Source organism: Actinocorallia sp. B10E7 (assembly GCF_039871655.1).
Classification (GTDB): Bacteria; Actinomycetota; Actinomycetes; order Streptosporangiales; family Streptosporangiaceae; genus Actinocorallia.
The window spans coordinates 711,077-738,035 of the sequence record NZ_JBDPLZ010000003.1 but is presented as its reverse complement, the minus strand read 5'-3'; the positions used below and the strand labels follow the sequence as shown (position 1 = coordinate 738,035).

25 protein-coding genes are annotated in these 26,959 nt (G+C 71.9%); 8 read left to right on the top strand and 17 right to left on the bottom strand.

The features are described from left to right. Positions 1–20 precede the first annotated feature (20 nt). Together ABGB12_RS13495 and ABGB12_RS13490 are read right to left on the bottom strand one after the other, a co-directional pair. Positions 21–1,370 carry a metallopeptidase TldD-related protein gene (locus ABGB12_RS13495; protein WP_347677542.1) on the bottom strand — a complete coding sequence of 450 codons (1,350 nt, stop codon included), beginning with the start codon at positions 1,368–1,370 and terminating at the stop codon, positions 21–23. After that, positions 1,367–2,863 (bottom strand): TldD/PmbA family protein, encoded by a 1,497-nt coding sequence (locus ABGB12_RS13490; RefSeq protein WP_347677540.1) that lies wholly within the window; start codon positions 2,861–2,863, stop codon positions 1,367–1,369. Before ABGB12_RS13490 ends, ABGB12_RS13495 begins: the two co-directional genes overlap by 4 nt. Before the next feature lie 186 nt (positions 2,864–3,049). On the opposite strand from ABGB12_RS13490, the gene ABGB12_RS13485 reads away from it, so the two are divergent. After that, positions 3,050–3,754 carry a beta-ketoacyl-ACP reductase gene (locus tag ABGB12_RS13485; protein ID WP_347677538.1) on the top strand — a complete coding sequence of 235 codons (705 nt, stop codon included), beginning with the start codon at positions 3,050–3,052 and terminating at the stop codon, positions 3,752–3,754. 2 nt (positions 3,755–3,756) lie between these two features. Next, positions 3,757–4,545, top strand: coding sequence for an enoyl-ACP reductase FabI (gene fabI / locus ABGB12_RS13480; RefSeq protein ID WP_347677536.1), 789 nt, complete (start codon positions 3,757–3,759; stop codon positions 4,543–4,545). Between the two features lie 125 nt (positions 4,546–4,670). Here fabI and ABGB12_RS13475 read toward each other — a convergent pair whose 3' ends face one another. From ABGB12_RS13475 to ABGB12_RS13465, 3 genes are all read right to left on the bottom strand, one after another. Further along, positions 4,671–5,315: a hypothetical protein gene (locus ABGB12_RS13475; RefSeq protein WP_347677534.1), complete on the bottom strand. Its 645-nt coding sequence runs from the start codon at positions 5,313–5,315 to the stop codon at positions 4,671–4,673. A 99-nt stretch (positions 5,316–5,414) separates the two neighbouring features. Continuing rightward, entirely contained in the window at positions 5,415–7,079 is a 1,665-nt protein-coding gene (locus ABGB12_RS13470; protein WP_347677532.1) for an ATP-dependent RecD-like DNA helicase, read from the bottom strand. Next, positions 7,072–8,007, bottom strand: coding sequence for an aldo/keto reductase (locus ABGB12_RS13465; RefSeq protein ID WP_347677530.1), 936 nt, complete (start codon positions 8,005–8,007; stop codon positions 7,072–7,074). The genes ABGB12_RS13470 and ABGB12_RS13465 overlap by 8 nt, the downstream gene beginning before the upstream one ends. A gap of 103 nt (positions 8,008–8,110) precedes the next feature. Between ABGB12_RS13465 and ABGB12_RS13460 the strand changes: the two genes are divergently transcribed. Then, positions 8,111–9,607 (top strand): SDR family oxidoreductase, encoded by a 1,497-nt coding sequence (locus ABGB12_RS13460; protein ID WP_347677528.1) that lies wholly within the window; start codon positions 8,111–8,113, stop codon positions 9,605–9,607. A 12-nt stretch (positions 9,608–9,619) separates the two neighbouring features. On the opposite strand, the gene ABGB12_RS13455 is transcribed toward ABGB12_RS13460, so the two are convergent. Next, entirely contained in the window at positions 9,620–10,588 is a 969-nt protein-coding gene (locus ABGB12_RS13455; protein ID WP_347677527.1) for a magnesium and cobalt transport protein CorA, read from the bottom strand. Between the two features lie 31 nt (positions 10,589–10,619). On the opposite strand from ABGB12_RS13455, the gene ABGB12_RS13450 reads away from it, so the two are divergent. From ABGB12_RS13450 to ABGB12_RS13435, 4 genes are read left to right on the top strand one after another with little or no spacing between them, the layout of a single operon-like run. Then, positions 10,620–11,291, top strand: coding sequence for an MSMEG_4193 family putative phosphomutase (locus ABGB12_RS13450; protein WP_347677525.1), 672 nt, complete (start codon positions 10,620–10,622; stop codon positions 11,289–11,291). Positions 11,292–11,300: 9 nt separating this feature from the next. Then, positions 11,301–11,858 (top strand): DUF3090 domain-containing protein, encoded by a 558-nt coding sequence (locus tag ABGB12_RS13445; protein ID WP_347677523.1) that lies wholly within the window; start codon positions 11,301–11,303, stop codon positions 11,856–11,858. After that, complete coding sequence (locus ABGB12_RS13440) at positions 11,855–12,583, top strand: SCO1664 family protein (RefSeq protein ID WP_347677521.1); 729 nt, start codon at positions 11,855–11,857, stop codon at positions 12,581–12,583. The genes ABGB12_RS13445 and ABGB12_RS13440 overlap by 4 nt, the downstream gene beginning before the upstream one ends. 33 nt (positions 12,584–12,616) lie before the next feature. Continuing rightward, on the top strand, positions 12,617–13,399 hold the full coding sequence (locus tag ABGB12_RS13435; protein ID WP_347677519.1) for an NRDE family protein: 783 nt from the start codon (positions 12,617–12,619) through the stop codon (positions 13,397–13,399). A 13-nt stretch (positions 13,400–13,412) separates the two neighbouring features. On the opposite strand, the gene ABGB12_RS13430 is transcribed toward ABGB12_RS13435, so the two are convergent. The 11 genes from ABGB12_RS13430 to ABGB12_RS13380 form a co-directional block, all read right to left on the bottom strand. After that, the gene (locus ABGB12_RS13430; RefSeq protein ID WP_347677517.1) at positions 13,413–15,821 is read right to left on the bottom strand and encodes a hypothetical protein; all 2,409 of its coding nucleotides are present in this window, start codon (positions 15,819–15,821) and stop codon (positions 13,413–13,415) included. Continuing rightward, entirely contained in the window at positions 15,818–16,285 is a 468-nt protein-coding gene (locus tag ABGB12_RS13425; protein WP_347677515.1) for a hypothetical protein, read from the bottom strand. Before ABGB12_RS13425 ends, ABGB12_RS13430 begins: the two co-directional genes overlap by 4 nt. Continuing rightward, the gene (locus ABGB12_RS13420) at positions 16,282–17,190 is read right to left on the bottom strand and encodes a glycoside hydrolase family 16 protein (RefSeq protein WP_347677513.1); all 909 of its coding nucleotides are present in this window, start codon (positions 17,188–17,190) and stop codon (positions 16,282–16,284) included. The genes ABGB12_RS13425 and ABGB12_RS13420 overlap by 4 nt, the downstream gene beginning before the upstream one ends. 54 nt (positions 17,191–17,244) lie before the next feature. Further along, complete coding sequence (locus ABGB12_RS13415; protein WP_347677511.1) at positions 17,245–18,093, bottom strand: hypothetical protein; 849 nt, start codon at positions 18,091–18,093, stop codon at positions 17,245–17,247. Beyond that, complete coding sequence (locus tag ABGB12_RS13410) at positions 18,090–19,385, bottom strand: hypothetical protein (RefSeq protein ID WP_347677509.1); 1,296 nt, start codon at positions 19,383–19,385, stop codon at positions 18,090–18,092. Before ABGB12_RS13410 ends, ABGB12_RS13415 begins: the two co-directional genes overlap by 4 nt. Continuing rightward, positions 19,382–20,437: a glycosyltransferase gene (locus ABGB12_RS13405; RefSeq protein WP_347677507.1), complete on the bottom strand. Its 1,056-nt coding sequence runs from the start codon at positions 20,435–20,437 to the stop codon at positions 19,382–19,384. Before ABGB12_RS13405 ends, ABGB12_RS13410 begins: the two co-directional genes overlap by 4 nt. Beyond that, positions 20,434–21,306 carry a glycosyltransferase gene (locus ABGB12_RS13400; protein ID WP_347677505.1) on the bottom strand — a complete coding sequence of 291 codons (873 nt, stop codon included), beginning with the start codon at positions 21,304–21,306 and terminating at the stop codon, positions 20,434–20,436. The genes ABGB12_RS13405 and ABGB12_RS13400 overlap by 4 nt, the downstream gene beginning before the upstream one ends. Next, entirely contained in the window at positions 21,306–22,337 is a 1,032-nt protein-coding gene (locus tag ABGB12_RS13395; protein WP_347677503.1) for a glycosyltransferase, read from the bottom strand. Before ABGB12_RS13395 ends, ABGB12_RS13400 begins: the two co-directional genes overlap by 1 nt. Continuing rightward, the gene (locus ABGB12_RS13390; RefSeq protein WP_347677501.1) at positions 22,327–23,472 is read right to left on the bottom strand and encodes a glycosyltransferase; all 1,146 of its coding nucleotides are present in this window, start codon (positions 23,470–23,472) and stop codon (positions 22,327–22,329) included. The genes ABGB12_RS13395 and ABGB12_RS13390 overlap by 11 nt, the downstream gene beginning before the upstream one ends. Further along, positions 23,469–24,620 carry a glycosyltransferase family 4 protein gene (locus ABGB12_RS13385; RefSeq protein WP_347677499.1) on the bottom strand — a complete coding sequence of 384 codons (1,152 nt, stop codon included), beginning with the start codon at positions 24,618–24,620 and terminating at the stop codon, positions 23,469–23,471. Before ABGB12_RS13385 ends, ABGB12_RS13390 begins: the two co-directional genes overlap by 4 nt. Positions 24,621–24,803: 183 nt before the next feature. Continuing rightward, positions 24,804–25,580, bottom strand: coding sequence for a glycoside hydrolase family 16 protein (locus ABGB12_RS13380; RefSeq protein ID WP_347677497.1), 777 nt, complete (start codon positions 25,578–25,580; stop codon positions 24,804–24,806). Between the two features lie 314 nt (positions 25,581–25,894). On the opposite strand from ABGB12_RS13380, the gene ABGB12_RS13375 reads away from it, so the two are divergent. Continuing rightward, positions 25,895–26,926: a glycosyltransferase gene (locus ABGB12_RS13375; protein WP_347677495.1), complete on the top strand. Its 1,032-nt coding sequence runs from the start codon at positions 25,895–25,897 to the stop codon at positions 26,924–26,926. Positions 26,927–26,959 lie beyond the last annotated feature (33 nt).

The window sequence follows — 26,959 nt, the reverse complement described above, 5'->3', positions numbered from 1 at the left end:
GAGGCCGGGTCCGCCTCGGCTTAGGAGGCCTGGCTCACCGTGGACATGTTGTAGTCGGGCACACGCAGGGCGGGCATGGCCGCGCGGGTGAAGTAGTCCGACCACTCGCGGGGGAGGGTGCGCTCGGTCCGGCCGGTCTCCGAGACCCGGGACAACAGGTCCACAGGGCTCTCGTTGAACCGGAAGTTGTTGACCTCGCCCGTGATCTCGCCGTTCTCCACCAGGTAGACGCCGTCACGGGTGAGCCCGGTCAGCAGCAGGCTCTGCGGGTCGACCTCGCGGATGTACCACAGGCAGGTCAACAGCAGTCCGCGCTCGGTGCGCGCCACCATCTCCTCGAGGGTGGGGCCGCCGGGCGCGCCCTCCATGAGGAGGTTGTCGATCGCAGGGGTGACCGGCTGCCCGGTGAGCCCGGCCGAGTGCCGGGTCTGGGTGAGCGCGGCGACCTTCCCGTCCGCGATCCAGTCGGTGGACGACAACTCGAGGCCGTTGTCGAAGACCGACGTGTCACGGCCGGAGGCGTGGGCGACGACGAACGGGGTGGTCTCCAGGCCGGGCGCGTGCGGGTCGCTGTACAGGCGCAGCGGCAGGGACGAGAGCCCGGACCCGACGGGGTGGGAGCTGAAGACCGTGCGGCCCTCGTGGGCGTCGCGGGCCCCGGCCGTCCAATACAGGTAGACCATCAGGTCGGAGACGGCGCTGGGCGGCAGCAGCGTCTCGTAGCGGCCCGCGGGCAGGTCCAGCCGGCGCCGCCCCCAGGCCAGGCGGCGCTCCAGTTCGGCGCCCAGGCCCGCCACGTCCAGGTCGGTGAAGTCGCGGGTGCTCGTACCCGCCCAGGCGGAGCTGCTCTCGTTCTTGGCGTTGAGCTCGAGCTTTCCGGTCGGCTGGTCGTGGCGCAGCCGCAGCCCGCTGGAGGAGCCCAGGTAGGTGGAGGTCAGCTCGTGGTGGGCGAAGCCGTAGAGCCTGCGGCCCGCGGCCTGCGCCGCCTCGAACTGCTCGCCCAGCGCGGGGGCGAAGGAGGAGAACACCGAGATGTCGGTGAGGGCGGGCTCGGCGTCCCAGTCCCCGGCCGCGCCGCCCGCGATCAGCGGGGCGGCGTCCTCGGCGGGCTCGGCGCCCCTGGCCTGCTCCTCGGCGGCCTTGACCAGGTCGGACAGCTCCTCGGCGCCGACCCCGGCGCGGGAGACGACGCCGACCGAGCCGTCCTGGACGGCGATCACCGTCAGCCGCCGGGACCGGTTGACCCCGTTGGTGGTCAGGGTGTTGCCGGCCCAGCGCAGGTTGGCGGCGCTGGACTCCTCGGCGATGACCACGCAGTCGCTGGTCGTCGACAGGTCGAGGACACGCTCGACCGCTTCCTGGGGCCTCACTTGCCCGCCTCCTTCAGCGCGTTGAGGATGTTGACGCCCCGGAACAACGCGGACGGACAGCCGTGGCTGACCGGCGCGACCTGCCCGGGCTGGCCCTTGCCGCAGTTGAACGCGCCGCCCAGCACGTACGTCTGCGGGCCTCCGACGGCCTCAAGGGAGTTCCAGAAGTCGGTGGTGGTGGCCTGGTAGGCGACGTCGCGCACCTGGCCCGCCAGCCGGCCGTTCCTGATCCTGAAGAAGCGCTGGCCGGTGAACTGGAAGTTGTAGCGCTGCATGTCGATCGACCAGCTCTTGTCGCCGACGATGTAGATCCCGTCCTCCACCCGGGAGATCAGCTCCTCGGTGGAAGGGCCGCCGGGCGCGGGCTTGATCGACACGTTCGCCATCCGCTGGATGGGGGTGTTGGCGGGGGAGTCGGCGAACGCGCAGCCGTTCGATCGGTCCCGCCCGGTCAGGTGGGCGATGCGACGGTCGGTCTGGTAGCCGGTGAACAGGCCCCCGGTGATGATGTCCCACTCCTGGGTGCGCACGCCCTCGTCGTCGAACCCGATGGTGGCCAGGCCGTGCTCGGCGGTGCGGTCGCCGGTGACGTTCAGGACGGGGGAGCCGTACCGGAGGCCGCCGAGCTTGTCGGGGGTGGCGAAGGACGTCCCGGCGTAGGCGGCCTCGTAGCCCAGCGCCCGGTCCAGCTCGGTGGCGTGCCCGATCGACTCGTGGATGGTCAGCCACAGGTTCGACGGGTCGATCACCACGTCGAGGGTTCCGGCCTCCACGGAAGGCGCGGCCAGTTTCTCCTCCAGCAGCCCGGGGATCCGGTCCAGCTCGGCGTCGAAGTCCCAGCCGGTGCCGGTGAGGTACTCCCAGCCGCGGCCGGCCGGCGGCGCGAGGGTGCGCATGGTGTCGAACGCGCCGTCCGCGACCCGCACGGAGGTCAGCTGCGGGTGCAGCCGGACGCGCTGCTGGGTGGTGACCGTCCCGTCGAGGGAGGCGAAGAACTTGTTCTCCTTCACCTGCAGCAGCGAGGCGTCCACGTGGTCGACTCCCGCCGCCAGCAGCCGTCCCGACCAGTCGGCCAGCAGCTCCACCTTCTCGGTGGCGGGCACGGTGAACGGGTCGATCTCGTAGGACGACACCCAGGTCTGCTCGCCGTGGGCGGGTTCGGGGGCCAGTTCGACGGGCTCGCGGTTGATGGACCTGGCCACCTGGGCGACGGCGACCGCCTGCTCGGCGAGCCCGGAGGCGGCCTCGGGCGTCAGGTCGATGCCGGAGGCGAACCCCCAGGTGCCGTCCTTGACGACGCGGACCGAGAGCCCGATGTCGTCGGTGTCCAGGGAGGTCTCCAGGGCGCCGTCCTTGAGCCGCAGGGACTGGCTGCGGATGCGCTCCAGCCGGAAGTCGGCGTGGGAGGCCCCCAGCTCCCGGGCCCGGGACAGCGCGGCGTCTGCGAGGGCGCGCAGGGGAAGCGCGGTGAATGCCGGATCGATTTCATGCACGGACTCGAACCTATCCGCCGCCGTACGAGCCCGGTACCGGGTTTCACGCCGCCCGACGGTACCTCCGGCACAAGAACGGAGGCCGTAACTTGTCGATCTCCGCACCCGACACCGGCCTCCGGGAACGGTAATCTCGTGCCGCAATGTGACGTCCGCTACCCACATACCCACACGGAGGTGCAGCGCATGGCGCGCTCAGTCCTGGTCACCGGCGGAAACCGCGGCATCGGGCTCGCGATCGCCCGGGAGTTGCAGGCCGCGGGGGACGCCGTGGCCGTCACCTACCGGTCGGGCGAGCCGCCGGAGGGCCTCTTCGCGGTGAAGTGCGACGTGACGAGCTGGGAGGACGTGGACAACGCCTTCGCCAAGATCGAGGTCGAGCAGGGCCCGGTCGAGGTCGTGATCTCCAACGCGGGCGTCACCAAGGACACACTGCTGGCGCTGATGAGTGAGGACACCTTCACCTCGGTGGTCGACACCAACCTCACCGGCTCCTTCCGGGTGGCCAAGCGCGCGGTGAAGGGCATGATGAAGCTCCGCAGGGGCCGCATCATCCTCATCTCCTCGGTGGTGGGCCTGTCGGGCTCGGGCGGCCAGGCCAACTACGCCGCCTCCAAGTCCGGCATGGTGGGCCTGGCGCGGTCACTGGCCCGCGAGCTGGGCTCGCGCAACATCACCGCCAACGTCGTGGCGCCCGGTTTCGTGAACACGGACATGACCGCGGTGCTCGACGAGAAACTGCAGGCGACGATCAAGCAGAACATCCCGCTGAAGCGGCAGGCGGAGCCGGAGGAGATCGCCAAGGTGGTCAGGTTCCTCGCGAGCGACGACGCCTCCTACATCACCGGGGCCGTGATCCCGGTGGACGGCGGACTGGGAATGGGGCACTGAGCATGGGCATCCTCGAAGGCAAGAACATCCTGGTGACGGGCGTCCTGACCGACGCCTCGATCGCCTTTCAAGTGGCTCGGATCGCGCAGGAGGAGGGCGCGAACGTCGTCCTCACCGCGTTCCCCCGGCCGACGCTGACCCAGCGCATCGCCAAGAAGCTGCCCAGCGGCCCCGACAACCCGCCGGCGGTCATCGAGCTGGACGTCACCAACGAGGAGCACCTGGGCGGCCTGGAGGAGCAGCTGCGCGCCCTGGGCTGGGACCGCGTCGACGGCGTGGTGCACTCCATCGGGTTCGCGCCGCAGGACGCGCTCGGCGGCAACTTCCTCAACACCAAGTGGGAGGACGTCGCGACGGCCGTGCAGATCTCGGCGTACTCGCTGAAGTCGCTGACGATGGCGTGCCTGCCGCTGATGAAGGCCGGCGGCTCGGTCGTCGGCCTGACCTTCGACGCGCGCGCCGCCTGGCCGGTCTACGACTGGATGGGCGTGGCCAAGGCGGGCCTGGAGTCCACCAACCGCTACCTCGCCCGCTACCTGGGCAAGGAGGGCATCCGCTTCAACCTGGTGGCGGCCGGCCCGATCAAGACGATGGCGGCCAAGAACATCCCCGGTTTCGAGGGCATCACCGAGGGCTGGAGCAAGTCCGCTCCGCTGGGCTGGGACATCACCGACGTGGTGCCGACGGCCAAGGCCACGGTCGCGCTGCTGTCGGACTGGTTCCCGGCGACCACCGCCGAGATCATCCACGTCGACGGCGGCGTGCACGCCATGGGCGGCCAGTTCGACTGACCTGTCCGTCCGGGGGGCGACCCCCGGACCCCCGCGGGCGGATCAGACGATCCTCGCTTCGCTGCGGTCGCCTGATCCGAGGCCCCGGACGCTCCGACGTCCGGGGCCTCGCGCGTCCGTCGAGTTCAGCGCCTCTGCAGGGCCCGGCGGCGCAGCCGCGAGCCGATGAGGCTGAACTGGCCCATCACCACCGCGGTGATGGCGGCCGCGCCCCCGGCGGCCCACATGGCCCGTTCGGAGTCGCCCGGGATCGGGAGTTCGGCCGCGACGGGCTCGACCATGCGGGTCTCGGGAAGGGCGAGGGTCTGCTCCGGCTGCGGCGCGCCGGCGACCTGCGGCTGCTCCGGCAGCGCGTCGGTCGCGGACTCGTCCGGAGACCGGGGGGTGAGGTCCTTCGGCGGTACCACCGTGAAGTTCGACGGGGACCGCACGCTGGTCTGCGGGGTGATCCGCGGCTTGCTCTTGGGCTTGTCAGACTTCGCCGGGTTCTTGGTGCTCTTGGTCTCCGGCTGGTCCTTGCCCTCGTTCTTCGGCGGGTCGTCCTTCTTCTGGCCGTTCGCCTCGTCGATCTTGTTCTTGATGGTCTCGACGTTGTTGTGGAACTGGCACTTGATGTCGGCGATCGACGTCTCGGGGTCGTGCCCCTTCACGCACTTCTTGGGTTCGGCGGCCGCGGCGGGCGCGGGGGTGCCGAAGACCATCAGCGCGCCGGCCGACAGCGCGAGGGAGGCCGCACTCAGACGGCGGACGCGAGCTCGTCCTGGAATCATGCTCCTCCTTGCCCGGGGGGGTGGTGACGCTCACCTCCTTGTTTAACGGATCGGCGGCATCATCGTCACGTCTTGACAAAGAGAAAAACGAATGACGTTCTAGAAAAAAAGCGACACCAGACGCGTTTTTCTCTTAAGTGGACCAAAATCGGCGACCGCCTCGGCGAGCGCGGGACCCGCGGCCGTCACCACCGACAGGTGCTCCAGCGCCCGGGTGACCGCGGTCAGCACCAGCGGCCCCGACAGCTCCCCGCTACCCGGGAAGACCGCCACGACGGCGGGCCAGCGGGTCCCCACCGCCTGCTGGACCGGGATCGCCCAGCCCGCACGCAACCGCGGCAGCGACGCCGCGGGGACCCGCACCACCGCGTCCGGGAACTCCACCGTCAGCCCGTCGGGCGAGGCCTCGGCGACCGTTCCGGTCTCACCCGCGGCCGCCTCGGCGAACGGCACCGCCACCACCACGCGGTCGCCCGCGTCGAAACCGCCGCACACACCCGGGCCGGGGTTCAGGCGGGCCTTCAACGCGGTGTTGAGCGCCGCGGTCCCCGCCGGGCCGGGAGTGAGGACCTGGACGTCCCGCGCGGCGATGCCCAGCACCCGGGGGATGGAGTCGGCCAGCAACTGGCCCACCCGGTGCGCGGCCTCCCGCCCGTCGGCGGCCGGAACGACCACGACCTCCCTGCCGGGTGCCTCCACCCGGCGCAGCACGCCCGCGCGTACGCCCTCGCAGAGCTCCGTCAGCGGGCCGTCCTCCGGCGGCGCCGGCGTGACGGGCACCGCCTGCGCCTCGACGAGATCGGCCAGCACCCGGCCCGGCCGGTAGGAGGCCAGACCGCCGGGGTCTCCGGCCAGCACCAGATGCGCGTCGTCGGGGCACGCCTCCACCAGCGCGGCGGCCAGCTCCACGTCGAGCGCCTCGGCACCCGTCACGACCACCACGCCGGGCTCCAGAGGCCACTGCTCGCCCCGGGCGTACCCCAGGCCCCCGAGGCCCTCACGAGCCTCCAGAAGCCGGTGAAGGCTCACCGCACCCTCATGCCTCGCGGCCGCCGTCGCGGTGACCGCCGCGACCGTCACGGGGACGGGCAGGAACGGCTCCAGCGCCCTCAGATCGGCGATCAGGCCGTCCTCCGAGCCGGGAGGACCCGCCACGACGCTGACGCCGTGGAAGAGCGCCTGACGCGCCGCCTCGCCGTGCTCCGGGGCGTCGGGGCCCGCCTCGATCGGCGGGGCGGTGGCCGCCAGCCGCTGCACGCCCTCGGAGACGGCCTCCTCCGCCAGCCCGTAACGGGCCAGCGCGAGCCACTCCTGCGCGTCGGGCAGCTCGTCGATGTCTCCGTCGGCCCCGCCTGCCCCGCCTGCCCCGTCGGCCCAGTCAGCGCCGTCGGGGAACTCCGGCTCCAGGTGGAACAGCATGACCCGCGCCTCGTCCAGCGCGGCCTGCACCGCCGCCACCGGATCGGCGATGCGCAGCCCGCGCAGCGCCTTCACCACCTCCTCACCCGGCAGCGCGGTGTCACCGCGCCGCGCTGCCTCGGCCAGCAGGAACTCCACCAGCGCCCGGCCGCGCCGCAGGTCCTGCGGGTCGGCCGAGGGGAGCACGGAGAGCGCGAACCTGTCGGCCTGCGCCGGCCGCACGCCCGGCACCCGCAGCAGTTCCCACGGGTCGCCGCGCAGCAGCGCTTCGGCGCCCTCCCCGAGGTGCGCGCGGGCGCGGACGGCGATTTCCCCGGGCAGGCCGAGAAAGGAGAGTTCAGACATCGGATACGTCGTCCAGTGCGTCGCGGATCTCGTCGGGCAGGGTCAGCTCCTCGGCCTGCAGAGCGGCCCGGAGCTGGACGGCGGTGCGGGCCCCGACCAGGGGCGCCGCCACTCCCGGCTGGTCACGCACCCAGGCCAGGGCGACGGCCAGCGGGGTGACGCCCAGGCCGTCGGCGGCGGTGGCGACCGACTCCACGATCCGGGCGCTCTGCTCGCCCAGATAAGGTGCCACGAAGTCCTCCAGCCGGTCGCGCGCCGCGCGGGAGTCGGCCGGGATGGCGTTGCGGTACTTGCCGGTGAGCACGCCCCGGCCCAGCGGCGACCAGGCCAGGACCGAGGTGCCCGCGTCCAGCGCGGCCGGGACCACCTCCCGTTCGGGATCGCGCTGCAGCAGCGAGTACTCCACCTGGTCGGAGACGATCGGCTGCCGTCCCGGCCAGGCCCGCTGCCAGGTCGCCGCGGTCGCCAGCTGCCAGCCGCCGTAGTTGGACACCCCGACGTAGCGGGCGCGCCCCGAGGAGACCGCCTCGTCCAGCGCCGCCATCGTCTCCTCGTAGGGGGTGGCCGGGTCGTGCGCGTGGACCTGCCACAGGTCGACGTGGTCGAGGCACAGGCGGTCCAGCGACCGGTCGAGCGCGGCCAGCAGGTGCCGGCGCGATCCGTCGTATCCGCGGGGCGTGACGCCCGCCTTGGTCGCGACGACGATGTCGTCGCGGTCCACGACGGTGCGCAGCAGCTGTCCGAGGATCTGCTCGCTGCGCCCGCCGCCGTACACGTCCGCGGTGTCGACGAGGTTGCCGCCCGCGTCGACGAACTCGGTGAGCTGCGCCGCAGCCTCCTCCGGGCTGGTGCCCTCACCCCAGGTCATGGTGCCGAGCCCCAGCCGGGACACCATGAGACCGCTCCGACCGAGCTGACGCTGCTCCATAAGGTCCAAAGGCTATAGCGTTTCCGGACCGGCATACGGAAGGCGCAAAAGCGACACGGCCGCACTGTCAGAACCGGGCCCGCTCAGGCTAAGGTTCGGCTTCGTGGCAGTTCCAGCAGATCCGCCACCGGGGGCGGGCCCGGAGGGCGACCCCGGATATCTCGCGTCGTTGCGCACCGGAACCATGCTCGCCCAGCTGCGCAGGGCCTTCCTCGGGCTGCTGGCCGTGCCCGTGGGGGTGCTGGCGCTCTCGCCGTACATCATGCGGGTGGAGACGCACACCGTGGACACCCCGCCGCTGTGGGCGTGCGCCGTCATCCCGGTGGCCGCCGCGGGCGCTCTGCTCCTGGCGCGGCGGCTGCCCGCCGCGCTGCCGGTCCGCGCCGGGCAGGGCGGTTCCCGGTTGAGCGCGTCGGAGTCCTTCCGCGCCGGCCTGTTCCTGCGGTTCGCGCTCACCGAGGGCGTGGTGCTCCTCGGGCTGCCGCTGGCGATGGCGGCGGACAGCTTCCTGCCGATGGCGCTCTCCTTCTGCCTCGGCTACCCGCTGGTGCTCTGGACGGGGATCCCGACCCGTTCGACGATCGAGCAGATCAGGGCGCGACTGGAGGCCGACGGCGTCAGCAGCGGCCTGTGGGCCTCCTTGCTGGCCCCTTACCCGAAGGCCGGGTCCGGGGCTGACCCACGGTCTTCCCTGTCGTTACAGTCGGGCCGGACACGACCGGAGCGGAAGGCGGGACCGATGGGCACCTATGTCATCAGCGGAGCGGCGTCGGGGATCGGGGCGGCCACCGCCGCGCTGCTGCGCGGGCAGGGCCACACGGTCGTCACGGTCGACCTGAAGGACGCCGACGTGGTCGCCGACCTGTCCACCGCGCGGGGCAGGGAGGACGCGGTCGCCGGAGTGCGCGCCAGGACCGGGGTGGTGCACGGGCTCGTGCCGTGTGCCGGGATCGCCGGCCTCACCGGAGTGGACCCGGAGCTGGTGGTGTCGGTGAACTACTTCGGCGCGCTGGCCCTGGTGAAGGGGCTGCGCGCGGAGCTGGAGGCGGCCGGCGGCGCCTCGGCGGTGCTGCTGTCGTCGAACTCGGTGACCTGCCAGCCGGGCTGGAACGCCGACGTGGCCGCGGCGTGCCTGCGCGACGACGAGGACGGCGCCCGCCGGGCCGCGGCGTCCGCGGACGCCGTCGAGGTCTACCCCGCGACCAAGGCGGCGCTGGCGTACTGGACGCGCCGGGAGGCGGTGAAGGACGAGTGGGCCGGCGCCGGGATCCGGCTCAACGCCGTCGCCCCCGGAATGATCGACACCGCGATGACCGAGGGGCTGCGTCGGGACCCCAGGCTGGGGGTCTTCGCCGACGCCTACCCGAGCGCGCTGGGCCGTCCGGGACGGCCCGAGGAGGTCGCCGCGACGATCGCGTTCCTGCTGTCGGAGGCCTCTTCGCTCATCGTCGGCACCGTGGTGTTCGTCGACGGGGGGACCGACGCGATCCTGCATCCGATGAAGCCGGAGGGCATGCGGATCGGCAGGCTCGCGCTCGGGGTGATGCACCGGGCGTCGGCGGCGGCCACCAAGCTCAAAGCCCTGCGCGGCAAGCGCTGAGGCGCTTCGGCCTCACAGCCAGCCGCTCTTCTTGAACTTCCGGTACAGCAGCAGGCACGCGCTCCCCATGGTGCCGAGGGCCAGCGGGTAGCCGGTGGCCCAGCCGAGCTCGGGCATGTGCTCGAAGTTCATGCCGTAGACCCCCGCGATCATGGTGGGGATGGCCAGGATGGCGGCCCAGGCGGAGATCTTGCGCACGTCGTCGTTCTGCCGCTTGCTCAGGACGGCCAGATGCGCGGTCAGCACGTTGGTGACCATCTCGCTGTGCGCGTCGATCTTCTGGTCGATGCGCAGCAGGTGGTCCTGGACGTCGCGGAAGCGCTCCTTGTGCCGCACGCACAGCGGGATCCTGCCCTTGACGAGCTCCTGCAGCACCGGCAGGAGCGGGTCCTCCCCGGTGCGGAACTCCAGGATCTCGCGTTTGAGGGTGTAGACGTCCTCGGTGACGTCCTGGCCGTCGTGGGTGAAGACCCGGCGTTCGAGGGCGATGATGTCGGACTCGATGTCGTGGGCGATGACGTCGTAGCTGTCGACGATCTCGTCCAGCACCCCGTACAGCACCGCGCTCGGACCGGTCGCCAGGAGGGTGGGGTCGCTCTCCATCCGGCGCCGGACGGGGGCGAGCGGGTTGGCGTCGCCGTGCCGCGCGGTGATGACGAAGCCAGGGCCGACGAACACCATGATCTCGCCCAGGATGATCTCGGCGGGCTTGGTGTAGGTGGCGGTCTTGACCACCACGAAGAGGGTGTCCCCGTAGTCCTCGAGTTTGGGCCGCTGGTGCCCGTAGGTGGCGTCGGCGACGGCGAGGGGGTGCAGCCCGAGGTCCTTGCTGACGGTCTCGAACTCCTCGGGGGCGGGCTCGTGCAGACCGATCCATATGAAGGCGTCGTCGTGCGCCGTGGCGGCCTTCAGAGCCTCGCGGATGTCGCCGTCCACCTCCTGCCGGAAGCCACCTCGGTAGAGGGCACAGTCGACAATCATGACGCCAAGTATCCGGCATAAAGTGTTAACCGTGCCCACTGTTCTTTTGATCCGTCATGGCCTGACCGCGAAGACCGGGCCGGTGCTGACCGGCTGGACCCCGGGAGTGCCGCTGGACGAGCGCGGCGCGGCCCAGGCCGGGGCCGTGGGGGCCAGGCTGGCCGCGGTACCGCTGGACGCGGTGGTCTCCAGCCCCCTGGAGCGGTGCGTGCAGACCGCGCGAGCCGTGCTGGAGGGCCGCGACACGCCCGGCGGCCTCGACGTCGACGAACGCTTCGGCGAGGTCCGTTACGGCGACTGGACGGGCCGGGAGCTGAAGGAGCTCGCCGAGGAGCCGCTGTGGAAGGTCGTCCAGGCCCACCCCAGCGCGGTGACCTTCCCCGGCGCGGACGGGGAGGCGCTGGCCGCCGCCCAGCTGCGGGCGGTGCGGGCCGTGCGGGACTGGAACGATCGCCTGGGCGCCGAAGCCGTCTACGCCGTCTGCTCCCATGGGGACATCATCAAGGCGATCGTCGCGGACGCGCTGGGCCTGCACCTGGACCAGTTCCAGCGGATCCAGGTCGATCCGGCCTCGCTGACCGTCATCCGCTACACCGAGCTGCGTCCCTTCCTGGTGCGGCTGAACGACAACGGGACCGATCTGAGTGGTTTGGTGCCCGCGAACCAGGGGGACAGTGACGCGCCGGTCGGCGGCGGCGCGTAGGGTCGGATCATGCCCGTCATCTCCTATGACCTGCCCGACCGGTTCGTCGCCGGGACCGTCGGCCAGCCCGGGGATCGCGCGTTCTACCTCCAGGCCCGCGCCGGCGCCAGGGTGACCAGCGTCGGACTGGAGAAGTTCCAGGTCGAGCTGCTGGCCGAACGCCTGGAGGAGCTGCTGGACGAGGTGCTGCGGCGCAGCGGCGGCTCCGCCTCCATCCCCGCGGTCACCCCCGAGGACCTGCACGACGACTCCCCGCTCGACCAGCCGGTGGAGGAGGAGTTCCGGGTGGGCGCGATGGCGCTGGCCTGGGATCCGCAGGAGGAGCGCGTCATCGTCGAGGCCGCCGAGAACGATCCCACGCTGCTGGACCCAGAGGAGCCCGCCCCGGAGGAGCCGGAGGGCTCCACGTTGCGGGTCTCGCTCACCGCGGCCCAGGCCAGGGCGTTCGCGGAGCGGGCCCTCAAGCTGGTGGCCGCCGGCCGCCCGCCCTGCCCGCTGTGCGGGCTGCCACTGGACTCCTCAGGGCACGTGTGCCCCCGCCAGAACGGACATCTAAGGACGATATGACGCAGTCCCTCGCGGAGGACACCGCCGCGGCCGAACGGCTGCTGACGCACGGCGCCATGACGGTCGAAGGGCGGCTGGTCCAGGCCTCGAACGCCACTCTCCGCTGCGACATCGAGTTCGAGGGTGTGCGCGCCAAATGCGTCTACAAGCCGGTGGCGGGGGAGCGCCCGCTGTGGGACTTCCCCGACGGCACCCTGGCCGGGCGCGAGGTGGCCGCCTACCTGGTGTCCCAGGCGATGGGGTGGCGGATCGTGCCGCCGACCGTGCACCGCGACGGGCCCTGGGGGCCGGGCATGGTCCAGCTGTGGATCGACCCCGACCCGTCGGTCGACCTCGTCGCCCTGTCCCGCGCCAACGACGCGGCGGTGCGCCGGATCGCCGTGTTCGACGCGGTGGTCAACAACGCCGACCGGAAGATCGGGCATCTGCTGCCGGTGGAGGGCGGCCATGTGCACGGCTGCGACCACGGGGTGTGCTTCTCCACCGAGTACAAGCTGCGCACGGTCCTGTGGCAGTGGCGGGGCAAGCCGCTCAAGCCGCTGGCACTGCAGGCGCTGGCCAAGGTCAGGGCCGAGCTGGAGGGCGGGCTGGCCGGGCGGCTGGCCGGGCTGATCACCACCGAGGAGGTCGAGGCGACCGGGCGCCGGGTCGACCTCATGCTCAAGCACAGGGTGCACCCCTATCCGCCGGAGGACTGGCCCGCCATACCCTGGCCCCCGATGTAGCGGGCACTTTGCGACATTTGTTGAAATATTTCAATGTGCACCTGCCTCCTGAGCTTTGACCCCTCCTCCCCGATCCCGGTGCTGCTCGTCGGAGTCCGCGACGAGTACGCCGACCGGGCCTGGGACCCGCCCGCCGCGCACTGGCCGGACCGGCCGGCACTGCTCGGCGGCCGGGACCGCCTGGCGGGCGGCACCTGGCTGGCGGTGAACCCCTCCCTGCCGCGGGCGGCGTGCGTGCTCAACGGCTGCGGCGTCGACGCCCCGCCGCGCGACCGGCTCTCCCGCGGCGACCTGCCGCTGCGCGCGGCGTCCGACGGGCGCCTCGGCGGCCTCGACCACTCCCGCCTCGACCCGTTCCACCTGGTGTGCGCCGAGCCGGACCGCGTCCGGCTGTGGACCTGGACCGGCCGCGACCTCACCGAGCGGACGCTGGAGCCGGGCGTCCACCTGGTGGTGAACACCGGCCTGGACGACACCTGCCCCGGCCCCACCGCCATCCCGCAGAGCGCCCTGGACGGCATCCGGGCCCGGCTGGCGCACTTCCGGCCCCGGCTGGAGGCCGCCGCCCGTCCCGAGCCCGAGGACGGCGACCCCGCCGGGGCGTGGGGCGACTGGCTGCCCCTGGCCGAGGGCGACGGGCTGGACCCGTCCGACCCGCGCGCCCTGCTGCACAGGCACGTCACCGCCGAGGACCGGGTCTTCGCCACCACGTCGGTCAGCCTGGTCGCGCTCGGCCCACGGACGGTCCGGTACGACTTCTCGGGCCGGCCCGGCGACCCGTCGGCCTGGACGACCGTCCTCCCCGGCCCCCGGTGAGGCCCGGGGCCGCTCAGCGCCGGTAGACCCCCGAGTAGCCGTTGGAGTACACCAGGTTGTAGTGGCTCTGGACGAAGGCCGTCGGGAAGTTGAAGACCGCCAGCCGGTTGTCCACCAGGCTCCTGGTCCGCTCGTCCACGGTGTTGGACCGGCCGGCGTAGATCCAGCCGGTCCGGTGCAGGGTGCGGGGGGTGATGTCGGTGATGAGCCGGTCCTTGATCTGGGTCATCGCGTAGAGCCTCAGAGCGCCGTACCGGTCGGCGTACACCAGTTCCTTGAGCGCGACGCGGCTGCCCATCCACTCGGCGCCCGCCAGTTCGGGGCCCTGGATGTAGAACCGGTCGTGGTCCTCGCCCGAGGAGGTGAGGTTCGTGCTGGTGCCGCCGCCGAAGAACGTGCCGACGAACCCGGTCGTGTTGAGGAAGATCGTCAGCAGCGCGCCGGCGGCCGTCGTCCGGATGAGCCGGTCCAGGAACTGGTCGTCCCTGGAGCGGGCGAACCGCTCCAGCCTGCCGGGCAGCCGGTGCAGCAGCCAGAACATCGGGACCGCCAGCAGGATCATGGCCTGGAGCTGGGCGCGTCCCTGGTTGTAGGAGGCGGCGAAGGTGCCCGACAGCCGGAACAGCGCCAGCAGCGTCAGGGCGGGGACGGACAGCAGCCCGATCACCCGGATCGCCCCGGGAGAGTTGCGCTTGCTGACGAGGATCAGTGCGCCGAGCAGGCCGAGCAGGTTCCCGAACTGCTGCACGTACAGCTCGCCGGTGTTCAGGATGCCGCGCAGCATCGGCACCAGCACCGGCGGCTTGGCCATGGGCTTGTCGTACAGGGCGTACTCGCGGTCCCCGGCGTCCTCGAAGGGCACCACGTACGTGCGCTCGGCGTACTGCTCCTCCAGCCGCGCGGAATACTCCTTGACCTTGATGCCGCTGGTCTCGGTGCCCTTGAGGTAGCCGCTGATGAGGTTGCCCTTGCCGTCGGTGTTGGGCAGCAGCCGCAGGCCGGAGGTGCTCAGCGAGGAGCTGAAGGTCGAGAGGTTCGACGCCGACTGCGTGACGAGGCCGTACCAGAGCGCACCGGAGCCCAGGCCCGCGGCGAACACGGCGAGGACGGCCAGGTTGAGCGCCCGTCTGCGGCGGACGGCCGAGACCGCGAGCTGGAGGACGACCCCGCCGCCGAAGATCGCCACGGCGAGGTAGGCGGTCGAGTAGTGGCTGACGATCATGCCCGGTGTGAGGACCGCGATGAGCAGGGCGCGCTGGCGGCCGGAGACCCGGTCGTCGAAGACCACGTTGATCAGCGCGAGGAACATCAGCAGCGCGATCTCCTGCCGGGCCAGTGCCGGGAGCTGCTGGAAGACGCCGCCCTGCACCAGGGTGTAGGCCGCGGCCAGGAAGGCCCACCGCTGCGGCAGGAACCGGTGGGCCAGCCGGAAGACCCCGATGGGGAACATCGCGAAGACGGCGGGGAAGACCAGCTTCAGGACCACGACGTCCGCCATGCCGGTCAGCGCGTGCAGCTGCGCGGGCAGGAGGGTGATGCTCAGCATCGCGCCGTACGCGTCGGTGCTGTTGTCGGCCTTCCAGTACCCGGCCTGGACCGTCCGGTGCGACATGCCGTACTCGGTGGCGATGTCGAAGCCGTACACCAGGTCGCTGCGCAGGGAGAAGGACCACATCATCGCGAGCGCGACCACGAACAGCATGACCGACAGCTGCGCCGGGGTGAGCCGGTCGGCCGAGGTGGTGGAGACCGTGAGGATGAGCAGGCACAGGACGATGGACACGATCGCGAGCACGCTGTCGTGCCCGGTGTTCAGCCGGAGCGCGCCCATCGCGGCGACCAGGGGGACGAGGGCGAGCAGTGCCGTCCAGCGGGGGGAGGGCAGCCCGCTCCAGTCCAGGAGGGTGTCGTCGGGGGCCCGGGCCCCGGCCAGGAGCAGGGCCCCCAGGCAGAGCTGGAGGCCGATCAGGAGCGGGACGGCGCGCAGCGGCGCGTCGACCCCGACCAGCGGGCCGACCAGGTTCACCGCCAAACCGGAGCCCATGAGCGTCATCAGCGAGGCGGCGGGCACATAGAGCGGGAACGCCGCGATCGCCGAGGCGGGGATCCGCAGCGCCCGCAGCAGCAGCAGTCCCGGCACGGTCAGCAGCAGCGGCACGAGGAGGATCTGCGCGGCCCACAGGTCGCGCGCCACCACCAGAACGTCGATGGCCACGAGCAGGCCCGCGTACCGGTACAGGGAGCGCCGGGCCCCCTGCGCGGCCGGGCGCACCGGCAGGTCGGGGACCGTCTCGGTGGGGGACTTCTCCAGGGCCCGGCGCGGGGGCAGGTCGTAGACCGTCTCGGTGGGGGACCGGTCCAGCGCGGAACGCGGGGGCACGTCGAAGGCCGTCTCGGTGGCCGGACGCCGCTCGTTGATCATGCCGCCTCGCAGTCGGCGTGGAAGCCCAGGGACTCCCGGCGCGTCTCCAGCCGGATCACGTAGTGGACCGGACCCGGTGTGCAGCGTGCCGCGGGCGGCTTGACGGTGGTGCGCTCGCCGTCGGCGAGCGTGACCGACCCGGTGCCGAGCCGGACCTCGGTCCTGCCGCGCACCGCCAGGGCCACCCAGCGGTAGACCTGCTTCTCGCCCGTGCGGTTGCGGATCTCGAACTCGGCCTTGGCCGGCGCCTGCCCGGTGGTGATCCGTGCGGGCAGTTCACGCGGGTGCAGGAAGGACATCTCGGTGAAAGAAGGGGGCTTCTCGGCCAGGCCGAGGCCGTGCAGCACGGATCCGCCCGGCCCGGTCTGCAGCAGCAGCGTCACCGCCAGGACCGCTCCGGCCGCCGCGCCGAGCGGCAGCCATCGGGACGAGTCCGGCCCCGGGGAGTTCTGTTCGTCGCTCATGAGCCTGACACGGGGTGGTAGGTGCGGATCCAGTCGACGTACATCCGGGCGGGAAAGGCGGTGTCGGCGGCGGGCTTGCCGGGCCATTCGCCGCCGACCTGCAGGTTGAAGATGAAGAAGAGCTCGGTGTCGTCGTCGAACGGCCAGCGGGGGTAGCGCTTGAGCTCGGCGTAGGGCCTGCCGTCGATCCACCAGACGATCCGCTCGGGGGTCCAGTCCACCCCGTACACGTGGAACTTCTCGTCGAGGTTGTGGTCGAGGAAGAGGTCCCCGCCGCCGACCCTGCCCTTGACCGTGTGCGCGAAGCCCTGGACCCGGTTGGACTCGCTGCCGATGGTCTCGAGGATGTCGATCTCGCTGTACCGGGCCTTCTTCTTGTCGGTCGTCTGGGTCCAGAACGCCGGCCACAGCCCCTTGCCGACGGGCAGCTTCATCCGGGCGGCGAGCCTGCCGTAGGTGTGGGTGACCTTCCCGGCGCTGTCGATGCGGCCGGAGGTGTAGGTGCACGGGCCGTACCAGCACTTCTCGCCGTTCCGCGCCTTGCGGGCGGTGATGACGAGCGATCCGGAGCCGTCCATACGGACATTGGCGGGGTCGTAGTACTGCAGGGCCTTGTGCCCGTAGCCGTTGATGCCGTTGCCGGTCGCGGAGTTCCACCGGCCGCTGGACGGGGCGCCGGTGCCGTTGAACTCGTCGCGGAAGCTGAGCTTCCACTTGATCTTCGGAAGTTCGATGGTGGGCTCTGTGGGGATGGGAGAGGCTGGCTGTTCGGGAAGCAGAGTGGGGATGTCGGAGGCGTTCTCGGTCTCGCCCGGTTGCAGGGAGACCGCGATGACCGCCAGTGACAGGGCTCCCGCGAGAGCGGCGGTCACGCGCCACAGGGACCCGTTTCCGGTTCCCGGCATGGTGTACTTCCTCGACTTTCTTCCGCTTCACCAGGAGCTTAGGGCAAAAGGGGGCTATCCCTCCCCGCGATGCGCCGCAAAAAACCGGCGTATCTCCCTTTCCTGTGTTTCTTGCCAGAAACGCACTGAATGCGTGACAAGACGGCCTTCTTGCAATAGCTGCTCCGGTGCGCAGGGCAGGCCCCTCCAGCGCAGCGCCAGAGGGTCGCCGGGCCCGCCGAAGTCGTCCACAGCGTAGCCGCAGGCGAACGTCAGCAGCCCGAACAGGTGGTCCTCCCCGGCGCCGCTGCGGGCCATGACCGGCAGGTCCAGCCGTCCCAGCGAGCGCATCGCCCGGAGAGTCTCGGCGCGGAACACGTAGGCCCCGCCGAGCGGATGCGCGCCGAGCTCGTAGCCGTGGCCGGACGCCTCCCGGCACAGCTCCCGCAGCAGCCCGCGCAGCGCGGGGGCGCGCAGTCCCCGGACACCGAGCTCGCCGGCCAGCACCCGCCGCGCCGGGGACCAGTCCCGGGCCGCGCCGTCCGGGCCGACCCGGTAGGAGCCGAGGAGCCCCACCCGAGGCGCGGCCGCGAACCGCTCGGCGGCCCGTCCGGCCAGCCCCGGCCCGAGCACCAGGGCGTCGGCGTCCAGCCGCAGCAGCAGGTCGAAGTCGGCGTGGTCGAGCGCGTAACGCATCCCGGCCGCCAGCTTGACCCAGAGCCCGCCCTGCCCGCCGGGCGCGCCGGACGGGGCGGGGACCACCGTCACGGGCGGCCCGCCGAGCTCGGGAAGTCGGCCGCCGGTGTCGTCCACCACGACCACGATCGCCGGCCGTTCCACCCACCGCAGGACGCTGCGCACCGTGTCGGCGACGTCGTCACGCGGTCCGGCGGGCACGACCACCGCCATCCGCTCCCCGCTCACGCGGCCTCGCTCTGGGCGGGGGCCGCCTGGGCGGGGCGGAAGCGGCTCGGACGGCGGTGCCGGAAGGCCACCATCAGCATGAACAATCCGATCAGGAGGGACAGGCCCTGCGCGAGCACCCAGCCCAACGCGCCCTGGACCAGGCCGTAGGAAAGCAGCAGACCGGTCAGGACGAGTACGAGCGCCGAGTTCGTCGCGTTCATGAACATATAGGACCGGGTGTGGTCGCGGGCGATGAGCGCGGCGTCCACCAGGTAGTTGCCCGCGGTCAGCAGCGAGCCGAGGGCCAGTATCCGCAGGACGCCGGTCGCGTTGTCGGAGTACTCCCGGCCGAAGGCCATCAGCAGGTAGGGCGCGGCGAGGAACATGGCGAGCGCGGCGGGCACCAGCAGCACGTAGATGCTCTTGAACGCCTTGCGGAAGTAGCTGATCAGCCCGCCCTGGCGCGCCTCGGCGAACATCACCTGCGAGGCGGTCGAGGGGATGAAGTTGAGGAAGCCGACGAGCTGGAAGGCCACCGCGAACCACGCGGTCGCCGCCTCGCCGCGGACGGCCAGCACCTGCAGCGGCACGATCGTGCTGGGCAGGATGCCGAACACGGTGCCGACGTAGTTGCCGGCCGAGAACGCCAGATAGCGGCGCAGCACGGCGATCGACCCGGACCGGTGGGGGACCGGGGCGACCCGCCGCCACAGCGCCCAGCCGCCCAGGACCGCCGCCACGATCGTGCCGGTCCCGTAGGCGGCGATCAGCCCGGCCGAGCCGAATCCGCTGAGCAGGAACAGCGCGACGATCTTGAGGACGCTGCCCGTCAGGTTCTTCAGCGTCAGCGCCCCGATCGCCCGCACGGCGACCAGCCCCGCGTCGAAGGCCGAGTTGACCGCGGTGAGCACCACCAGCGCGGTCACCAGCGCGGCGGACCCGCCGCCGTGCTGCAGCGCCATGTCGGAGGGCAGGACCGGCCCGACCAGGAGCAGGCCCAGCAGGGCCAGCAGGCCGCCGACCGCGCCCGTCGCGAAGACGATGAGGACGAGCAGCTCCCGCGGGTTGGCCTCCTCCTTGAGGTGCCGGATGATCGTGTTGGGCAGGCCCAGAGCCGCGAACGTGCCGAGCAGGTTGACCGCCGCGGTCACCGCGGCGAGCCGGCCGACCGAGGTGTCGGGATAACCGCGCGCCGCCAGGGTCCAGAAGACGAACCCGAATCCGGCCAGGAACACGGTGTTGGCCAGCAGCAGGACCGAACCCCGGTACTGGGCGTCCGTCCGCACCGAGTGCAGCACCCCTTTGATCATGTTCTCTCTCCGTCGGTGGCGCCCCCGGGGAGGAGGCCGTGGAAGGCCGAGGCGGTCGCCTCCCCGATGGCGGGCCAAGAGGTGCGGGCCGCGTGGTCCAGCGCGGCCCGCGACATCGCCTCGAGCACGTCCCGGTCCAGCGCTGCGGCCTCGGCCAGGGCGCGGGTCAGGCCGGCGCCGTCGTACCGGAGAGCCGCGGCGGCGGGCAGCCCCGGGAGCACCCCTCGGGGCAGCACCAGCGGACGGCCGTAGCTCAGCGCGAGCAGGGCGCTGCCGCTGGTGGTGATCTCCCGGAAGGGCAGGACCACCGCGTCCGCCGAGCCGAAGACCTCCGGCAGCTCCGCCTCCGGCACCCGGCGCAGGTCGAGCTCGACCCCCGCTCCGGCCGCCGCGCGCAGCTCCTCGGCGAGCGCGGGGTCGGGGCAGGAGCCGACGATCCGCAGCCGCGCCCGGTGCCCGGCGGGCAGAGCGCGGAAGGCCGCGACGAGCTCGCGCACCCCCTTGTAGGGCGCCACCCGGCCGAAGAACAGCAGGGTGCGCTCCCGGGTGGCCCCGGGCGGCGGCACGGCGGGGGCCGGATACGACCCGTGCGGGATGACCGCCGCCCGCGCGGGCACCAGCCCGAGCCCGTCGAGCCGGCGCAGCGCCGCCTCGTCGTGGGCGATCACCAGCGCGCAGCGCCGGACCAGGGCGCGGCGGGCCGCGAGGTCGTCGGGGAAGACCTGGTCGTGGGGGAGCACGTTGTGCGCGGTCCACACCAGCGGCAGGCGCAGCAGGCCGATGACCGCGAGCACCACGTCGTACCAGCGGCGCGCGAGCCACCGGGTGCGCGGCCCGCCGGGCAGGCCGAAGCCGAACACCCAGTGCAGGTGCACCACTCCACCGCCGCTGAGCCTGGCGTACAGCAGCTCGGTCGGCAGCAGCAGCAGGTTCAGGGTGCGGGAGGGCGTGCGGTCGGCGAGGTAGCGGACCTCGAAACCGAGGCCGCGCAGCTCGCCGTAGAGCAGCTCCTGGTAGGGGTTGCCGTCCCGGGGCAGCGCGAACACCCTCATCGGCCGGCCAGTTCCGCCAGGACTCCCGCGCCGTAGGCGAGATGGTCGACGATCACCCGGACCGGGCCGTTGCGCCGGTTGCGCCAGGCGGGGACGAGCAGGGCCGCCGGATAGGCCAGCACCCATGGAAACCAGGGGGCCAGGGCCAGGACGGGCAGGCCGAGCAGGAACACCGGGTAGACGACCACCATGGGCTCGACGCGCAGCAGCCGTCCGCGCCGGGCCCGGTGCTTGCGGTAGAGCCGCGCCCGCGCCTTCCCGTAGGCGTAGGAGCGCTTGAGCTGACGTCCGGCGCTCCCCCAGTCATGCGTGACGACGGCTTCGGGGACGCTCTTGATCCGGTGGCCGTGGTCGATGAGACGCCAGCTGAAGTCCACGTCGGAGCCGTACTCGAAGCGCTCGTCGAACCCGCCGACGGCGTCGAAGGCCTCCCGCCGGAAGGCCAGGTTGATCGTGGGGCACTCGTCCAGGTACTCCGGCCGCCTGCGCGCGTCGTCCTCGTAGAGCCCGCCGGCGGCCATTCCGGCCGTCACGGCCTCCTCGCCCCGCTCGATCGGCCCGGTCAGCGTGGTGAGCCACCCCTCGGCGGGCACGCAGCCGGCGTCGGTGAAGACGATGACGTCGCCCTCGGCGGCGGCCACCCCCGCGTTGCGCTGGTGCGGGATCGACACGCGGACGCCCGGCGGGCGGCGGAAGTCCAGCCAGCGCACTCCGGGGTGGCGTTCGGCGATCCGGGCGAGCCTCCCCTCGGAGGCGTCGACGACGACGAGCTCGGCGGGGCCGTCCAGGTCCGCGAGCTGGGCGGAGACCGCGGTGAGCGTCCCGTCCAGCGCGGGCTCGTCCTTGCTGATCACTACCACTGAGATCATCAGGTGGCCTCTCTGGTCTCGCGCGGGAGGTGCCGGTACCGCCAGGCGCCGCGCAGGAAGCCGTAGTCCTCGCACGCCTCCTGCATCAGCTGCAGGTAGGGGTCGGCCAGGGGGCCCGGTCGGCGGCACGCCACCGCGTCGCGCAGCCCGCGCGGGTACAGCACCAGCGGCGCGAGCAGCCCGGCGGCCGCCAGCGGCGCCTTCCACAGCCCGGCGGCCAGCAGCGCGGCGACCAGGAGGGGCCAGGGGAAGAAGGTGGGGTTGACCGACGGCCACTTGCGGAACTGCAGCGCGTTGCCCATGCCGTAGGCCACGCTCCGGCGCAGCAGCCCCCGCCAGGTCGGCAGGAACCGGTGGGTGACCGCCGCCTCGGGGAGGAACACCAGCCGCCCGGGGTGGTCCCGGCGCATCCGCCGGACCATGTCCTCCTCCTCGGACCCGAACCGGAACCGCTCGTCGAACCCGCCGACGGCGGTCAGCGCGGCCCGCCGGAATGCCATGTTCCCGCCGGTGGGGCAGTAGATGTCCCGGCGCCGCGGCGGCTCCGGCGCGGCCAGCTGGCGGCGCAGGTAGAGGAAGAGCCGGTAGGCGGGGCTCTGGCTGACGGTCAGGTTCAGCTCGAGCGGCAGATGCCGGTTGTTGCGCTCGACGTAGCGGGACAGGAAGCCGGTGCCGGTGATGGGGATGACCGGGCCGCTGACCCCGATGACGCCGTCCTCCTGCGCGTCGAGGAGGATCTCCGCCCACTCGGGCCCCGGGACGCAGTCGTCGTCCAGGAACGCGACGAGCGGGGCGGCCGCCGCGCCTATCCCGGTGTTGCGGGCCGCCGACAGGCCGCGGTTCACCGGGTGGCGTACCACGGTGAGACCGCGTTCGGCGGCCAGGTCGCCGGTGCCGTCGGTGGACCCGTCGTCCACCACGATGACCTCCATCCGGTCCCGTACGGTTTGTTTCTCCAGCGCGTCGAGCGTCTCGGAGATGCGGGTGCGCCCGTTCATCGAGCAGAGGACGACGGTCAGATCAGCGGACATCGATGACACTCCGGTACAGCTCAAGCGTGGCTCGCGCGATGTGCTCCAGCCCGGTCTGGGAGACGTCCTGCGGGCCGGATCGGTCCGCAGGAATGTACGGCCTCGCCCCGGAACGGAGGAAGTCGGCGATCATCTCGGCGAGCAGGTCCGGCCTGCCGGGGGGCACCCTCCAGGGGGACTCGGCGAACAGCTCGGACAGGCCGCCGGCGGTGGTGCCGAGCACCGGGGTCCCGTAGGCCAGGGCGAGGTTGGCGACCCCGCTCTGCTCGGCCCGCCGGTAGGGCAGGACCACGGCCTCGGAGGCGGCGAACCAGGCGGCGATGTCCCCTTCGGGAACGAAGGGGGTGGAGGTGATCCGGCCGGAGACGTCCAGCCGCCGGGCCAGCCGCCGCACCCGCGCGTGGTGCAGATGGTCGAGCGCCTCCATCACCCGGAACACGCCGCTGCGGCGGCGCACCGACCCGGCGACGACGAGCCGGACGTCGGCGGACAGCTCCGGCTCGGCGTCGATCAGCAACCGGAGCGCGCGCACCAGGTCGTCCAGGCCCTTGTGCATGTGGATGAAGCCGAACATCAGCAGCAGCCGGGCCTCGCCCAGGCCGTGCTCGGCTCGCAGTTCCTCGGGCTTGCGCACCGCGGCGGGCGGCGGGGTGGAGAAGTGCGGGAGCAGGACGGCGTCCCGCGCGCCGAGAGGGCCCGCGAGCAGGTCCCGCGCCGCCCGGGTGTGCGCCGTCACCCGGGCCGTCCGGGCGACGACCCGGCGGTAGAGCGCCCGGCCCGGGCCGCGCAGCAGCTCGGTGTCCCGGGTGACCTCGTGCATGGTCGCCACCACGGGGGCGACCCGGCGGGCGGCGAGCCGGTCCAGCAGTCGCGGCACCGCGAGCGTCCGGCCGCCGAACGCGGGCACCGCGAACTGCACGTGCACCACGTCCGGCCCGAACCGGTCGATCTCCCGCTCCAGCGCGGGCAGGTCGCCCAGATGCCCGATCACCTCGGGCGCCGCGCCGCCGAGGGCGCGCGGCACGGCGACGGCGATCTCGTGGCCGGCGGCGCGCAGCTCGCCGGCCAGGATCCGGGTGTAGGTCCCGATGCCGTCCTTCGCCGGAGGGTAGGGGCTGATGAAGAGGACCCTCACTTGAGCAGGACCTCGCGGACCCGGTCGGCCACCGCCTCCCAGCTGTACTCCCTGAGCCACGGCTCCACCCAGTCGGCCTCCCCGCCGTCCCGCAGCGCCTCGAGCAGGGCGGCGGCCAGGGCCTGGGTGCGGTGGGCGCAGATCCGGCCGTGTCTGGAGCGTGCCACCAGGTGCACCGCCAGATTGTCGGGGGCGGTGGTGGTCACCACGGGCAGCCCGCAGGCCAGGGCCTCCAGCACCGCGATGCCGAAGCCCTCCCGGTTGGAGGGGAAGGGGAAGACCCGGCCGGCCTTGAGCAGCGAGTACAGGTCCTTCTGCTCCGTGACGTCGTACCGGAACTCCACCGCGTGGCCGACACCGAGCGCGGCGGCCATGTCGGCCAGGGCGTCGCGCTCGGGCCCGTCGCCGATGATGCGGCAGGTGACCGGATGCCCCTGGGCGTGCAGCAAGGCGACGGCCTCCAGCAGCATGTCGAGCCGCTTGTGCTGCATCAGGCGGCTGACGACGACGAGGTCGCAGCGCTCCGGCGCGGCCGCGGCGGCCTCCACCTCGGTCAGGTCGATGCCGTTCGGCGCGACCGTCACCGGGGTCCGGTCGCCCACCAGCTCGCGGATCCGGTCGGCGGTCTGCTCGGAGGCGGCGATGATGTGATCGGGCACCCGCATCGAGACGCGTTCGATCCACCAGGCGAGGCGACCGGACATGCCGCCCATGTAGTCGCGCCAGTACTCCGGGCCCCAGACCTCGTGCCAGGTGGCGATCAGGGGCTTGCGGCGCAGGGTGGCGACGATCCGCAGGGTGAAGAGCTGGAACTGGGGGATGTGGTCGACGTTCAGCACGTCGAAGCGGCGGAACAGCAGCCGCAGGCAGCCCAGGGCGAAGACGACCGCCTGGGTCACCGAGCGGCGGGTGCCCCGGTAGAAGGGCAGGACCCGGGTGACGCCGTGCAGGGTCACATGACCTTCCGAGAGGGTCCGCGGCCCGTTCCACCAGCGCATGGTGAACACATGGATATCGGCGTATTCGGTCAGCAGCCGGGACAACTGGTGGTATCGAACCTCCCGTCCACCCCGGCTGTAAGGGTGGACGGCGTCGGTGACGATGGCGATGACAGGTCTGTTTTTTCGCGGGGTATGAGAAGTCGTCATCCGATTCGGGGGGTCGGCGCATCCTGCCGACTGGCACAGCGCGAAAGGAACCCAAAGCGAATTGGGCGAATGGCAAGGACGAAGCGGGAGTAGAAATATCACGTATTGAGAGTCGCTACAAAGTTTTCCGCGAATCCCTACTCCCGATATCCGCCCCGCCACTCGCTGTGACGGTGACCTGTGTCACCCGACGCGCTTGTAAATGCGGATCCAGTCGATCGACATGCGTGCCGGGAAACGGGTGGCGGCGTTCGGCTTGCCGGGCCATTCTCCGCCGACCTGGAGGTTGAGGATGAGGAACATCTTCTTGTTGAAGGTCCAGCCCTTGTATTTCTTCAGGGAGGCGTACTTGCGCCCGTCCACCCGCCAGACGATGCCCTTGGGCGTCCACTCGACGGAGTAGTTGTGGTAGCCGGCGCTGAGCGGCTTCTTCAGCAGGAGCGAGCCCGCGGCGACCTTGCCCTTGGCCGTGTGCGCGAAGCCCTGGACCCGGTTGGGCTCGTTCCCGATGGTCTCGACCACGTCGATCTCGGCGTACTGGGACCTGCGCTTGTCGACCGTCTGCATCCAGAAGGCCGGCCACAGGCCCACGCCGGTGGGCAGCTTCATCCGCGCCACGAACCTGCCGTAACCGTGGGAGAACAGGTCGCGGGTGTCCACCCGTCCGGAGACGTACTGGCAGGGCCCGTTCCAGCAGGCCTTGCCGTTGCGCTTCTTCTCGGCGGTCAGGACGAGCTGGCCGTTGCCGTTGAGCTGGGCGTTGGCCGGGTCGTAGTACTGCAGTGCCTTGTGGCCGTAGCCGTTCACGCCGTTCCCGTTGTGGGCGTTCCAGTACTTGGCCGAGGGAGCTCCGTAGCCGACGAACTCCTGGCGCCAGCTGATGGCCCATTTGGCCTTGGCCTTGGCCTGCGCTTTCGGCTGCGCGCCCGCGGGGGACGCGACGAGTGCGCCCGCCAGCAAGGGAAGGGCCGCTAGAGCAGTGATCCGGACAAAACGTGCCGATGATGCAGTCCTGTGAGGTGCCACGGGGGGACTCCGGAAGGGCTAGGGGGAGAAAACGCCGCGAGCCTACCCCATGGCCTGTAGTCGGGCGCCGCGATACGGACAAGGAGATCCACCCGGCCCGTCTTGCTTTCCGGAAGAACAAGTCGTTTGACCTCTCGGATATGGAAGCAATTTCGCGGGACGTCGCCCGGGCCGCACTCATTAACAGGTTCTTACAATTCCCGGGATTTTTGGTCGCCTCTGGCGCGCGTCGAGTAGAGTGCGGCACCATGCCCGCCAGACTGACCGCCGTCATCAGCTCACTGAACGGCGCCGCCCGAATACATCGGGTCCTGGACGCGCTCGAGGCACAGACGATCCGGCCAGAACTGGAAATCATCGTGGTCGATGACGGTTCTTCCGACGGCACCGCGGACGTCGCCCGTGACAGAGGCGCGACGGTGTTCCAACACGAGCACAATCAAGGGGTCTCCGGGGCGCGCAACACCGGCGCGCGCACCGCGAAGGCCCCGGTGGTGGCCTTCCTGGACGACGACTGCGCGCCTCCGCCGGGCTGGGCCGAGGCGCTGCTGAGCGGCTACGCCGAGGACGTCACCGGGGTGGGCGGCCCCGCGCTGCCCGAGGGCGGCCGGGGGTTCCTCGCCCGCTATGTGGAGCGCAACAACCGGCACCAGCCGCAGGAGCTGGAACTGACCCGCAGCCACGCCCTGCCCTACCGCTTCTTCCTCTACCTGCGCCGGCAGTGGGTGACCCGCGAGCCGCCGCCGGTCCACGACGTCTACGCGCTCACCGGCAGCAACATGTCCTTCCGGCGGGAGGCGCTGCTGTCGGTCGGCGGTTTCGACCCGGCCTTCCGCTTCGGCGGGGAGGAGGAGGACCTGACCCGGCGGCTGCGGGGCGCCGGACACGGCAGGATGCGCTGCGTCCAGGCGGCCTGGACGTTCTACCGGTTCGAGCCGACCCTGCGCGGCCTGCTGCGCCACAGCGTCGCCTACGGCCGGGGCAACGCGCTGCACTACCGCAAGTGGCCCGAGGTGCGGCCCACGGTCTTCCCCTGGCCGCTGCTCGTGCTCACGCTGCTCGCCGCGGGCGTGTTCCTGCCCCCGCTCGCCGCGGCCGGGCTACTGCTGCCCCTGGGGCTCTACCCCGCGGGCCTGCGGAACGCGCTGCGGCGCCGGTCTCTGGAGCCGCTCGCCGACCCGTATCTGCGGCTGCTGCAGGAGGCGTGCGAGAACATCGGGTTCGCCCACGGCGCGTGGAAGTACCGGCGGGCCTTCGAGGCCCCGCGCCGCGCCCCCTGAGGAGGGCCCGCGCGACGGCCCCGAAGGCCGGCC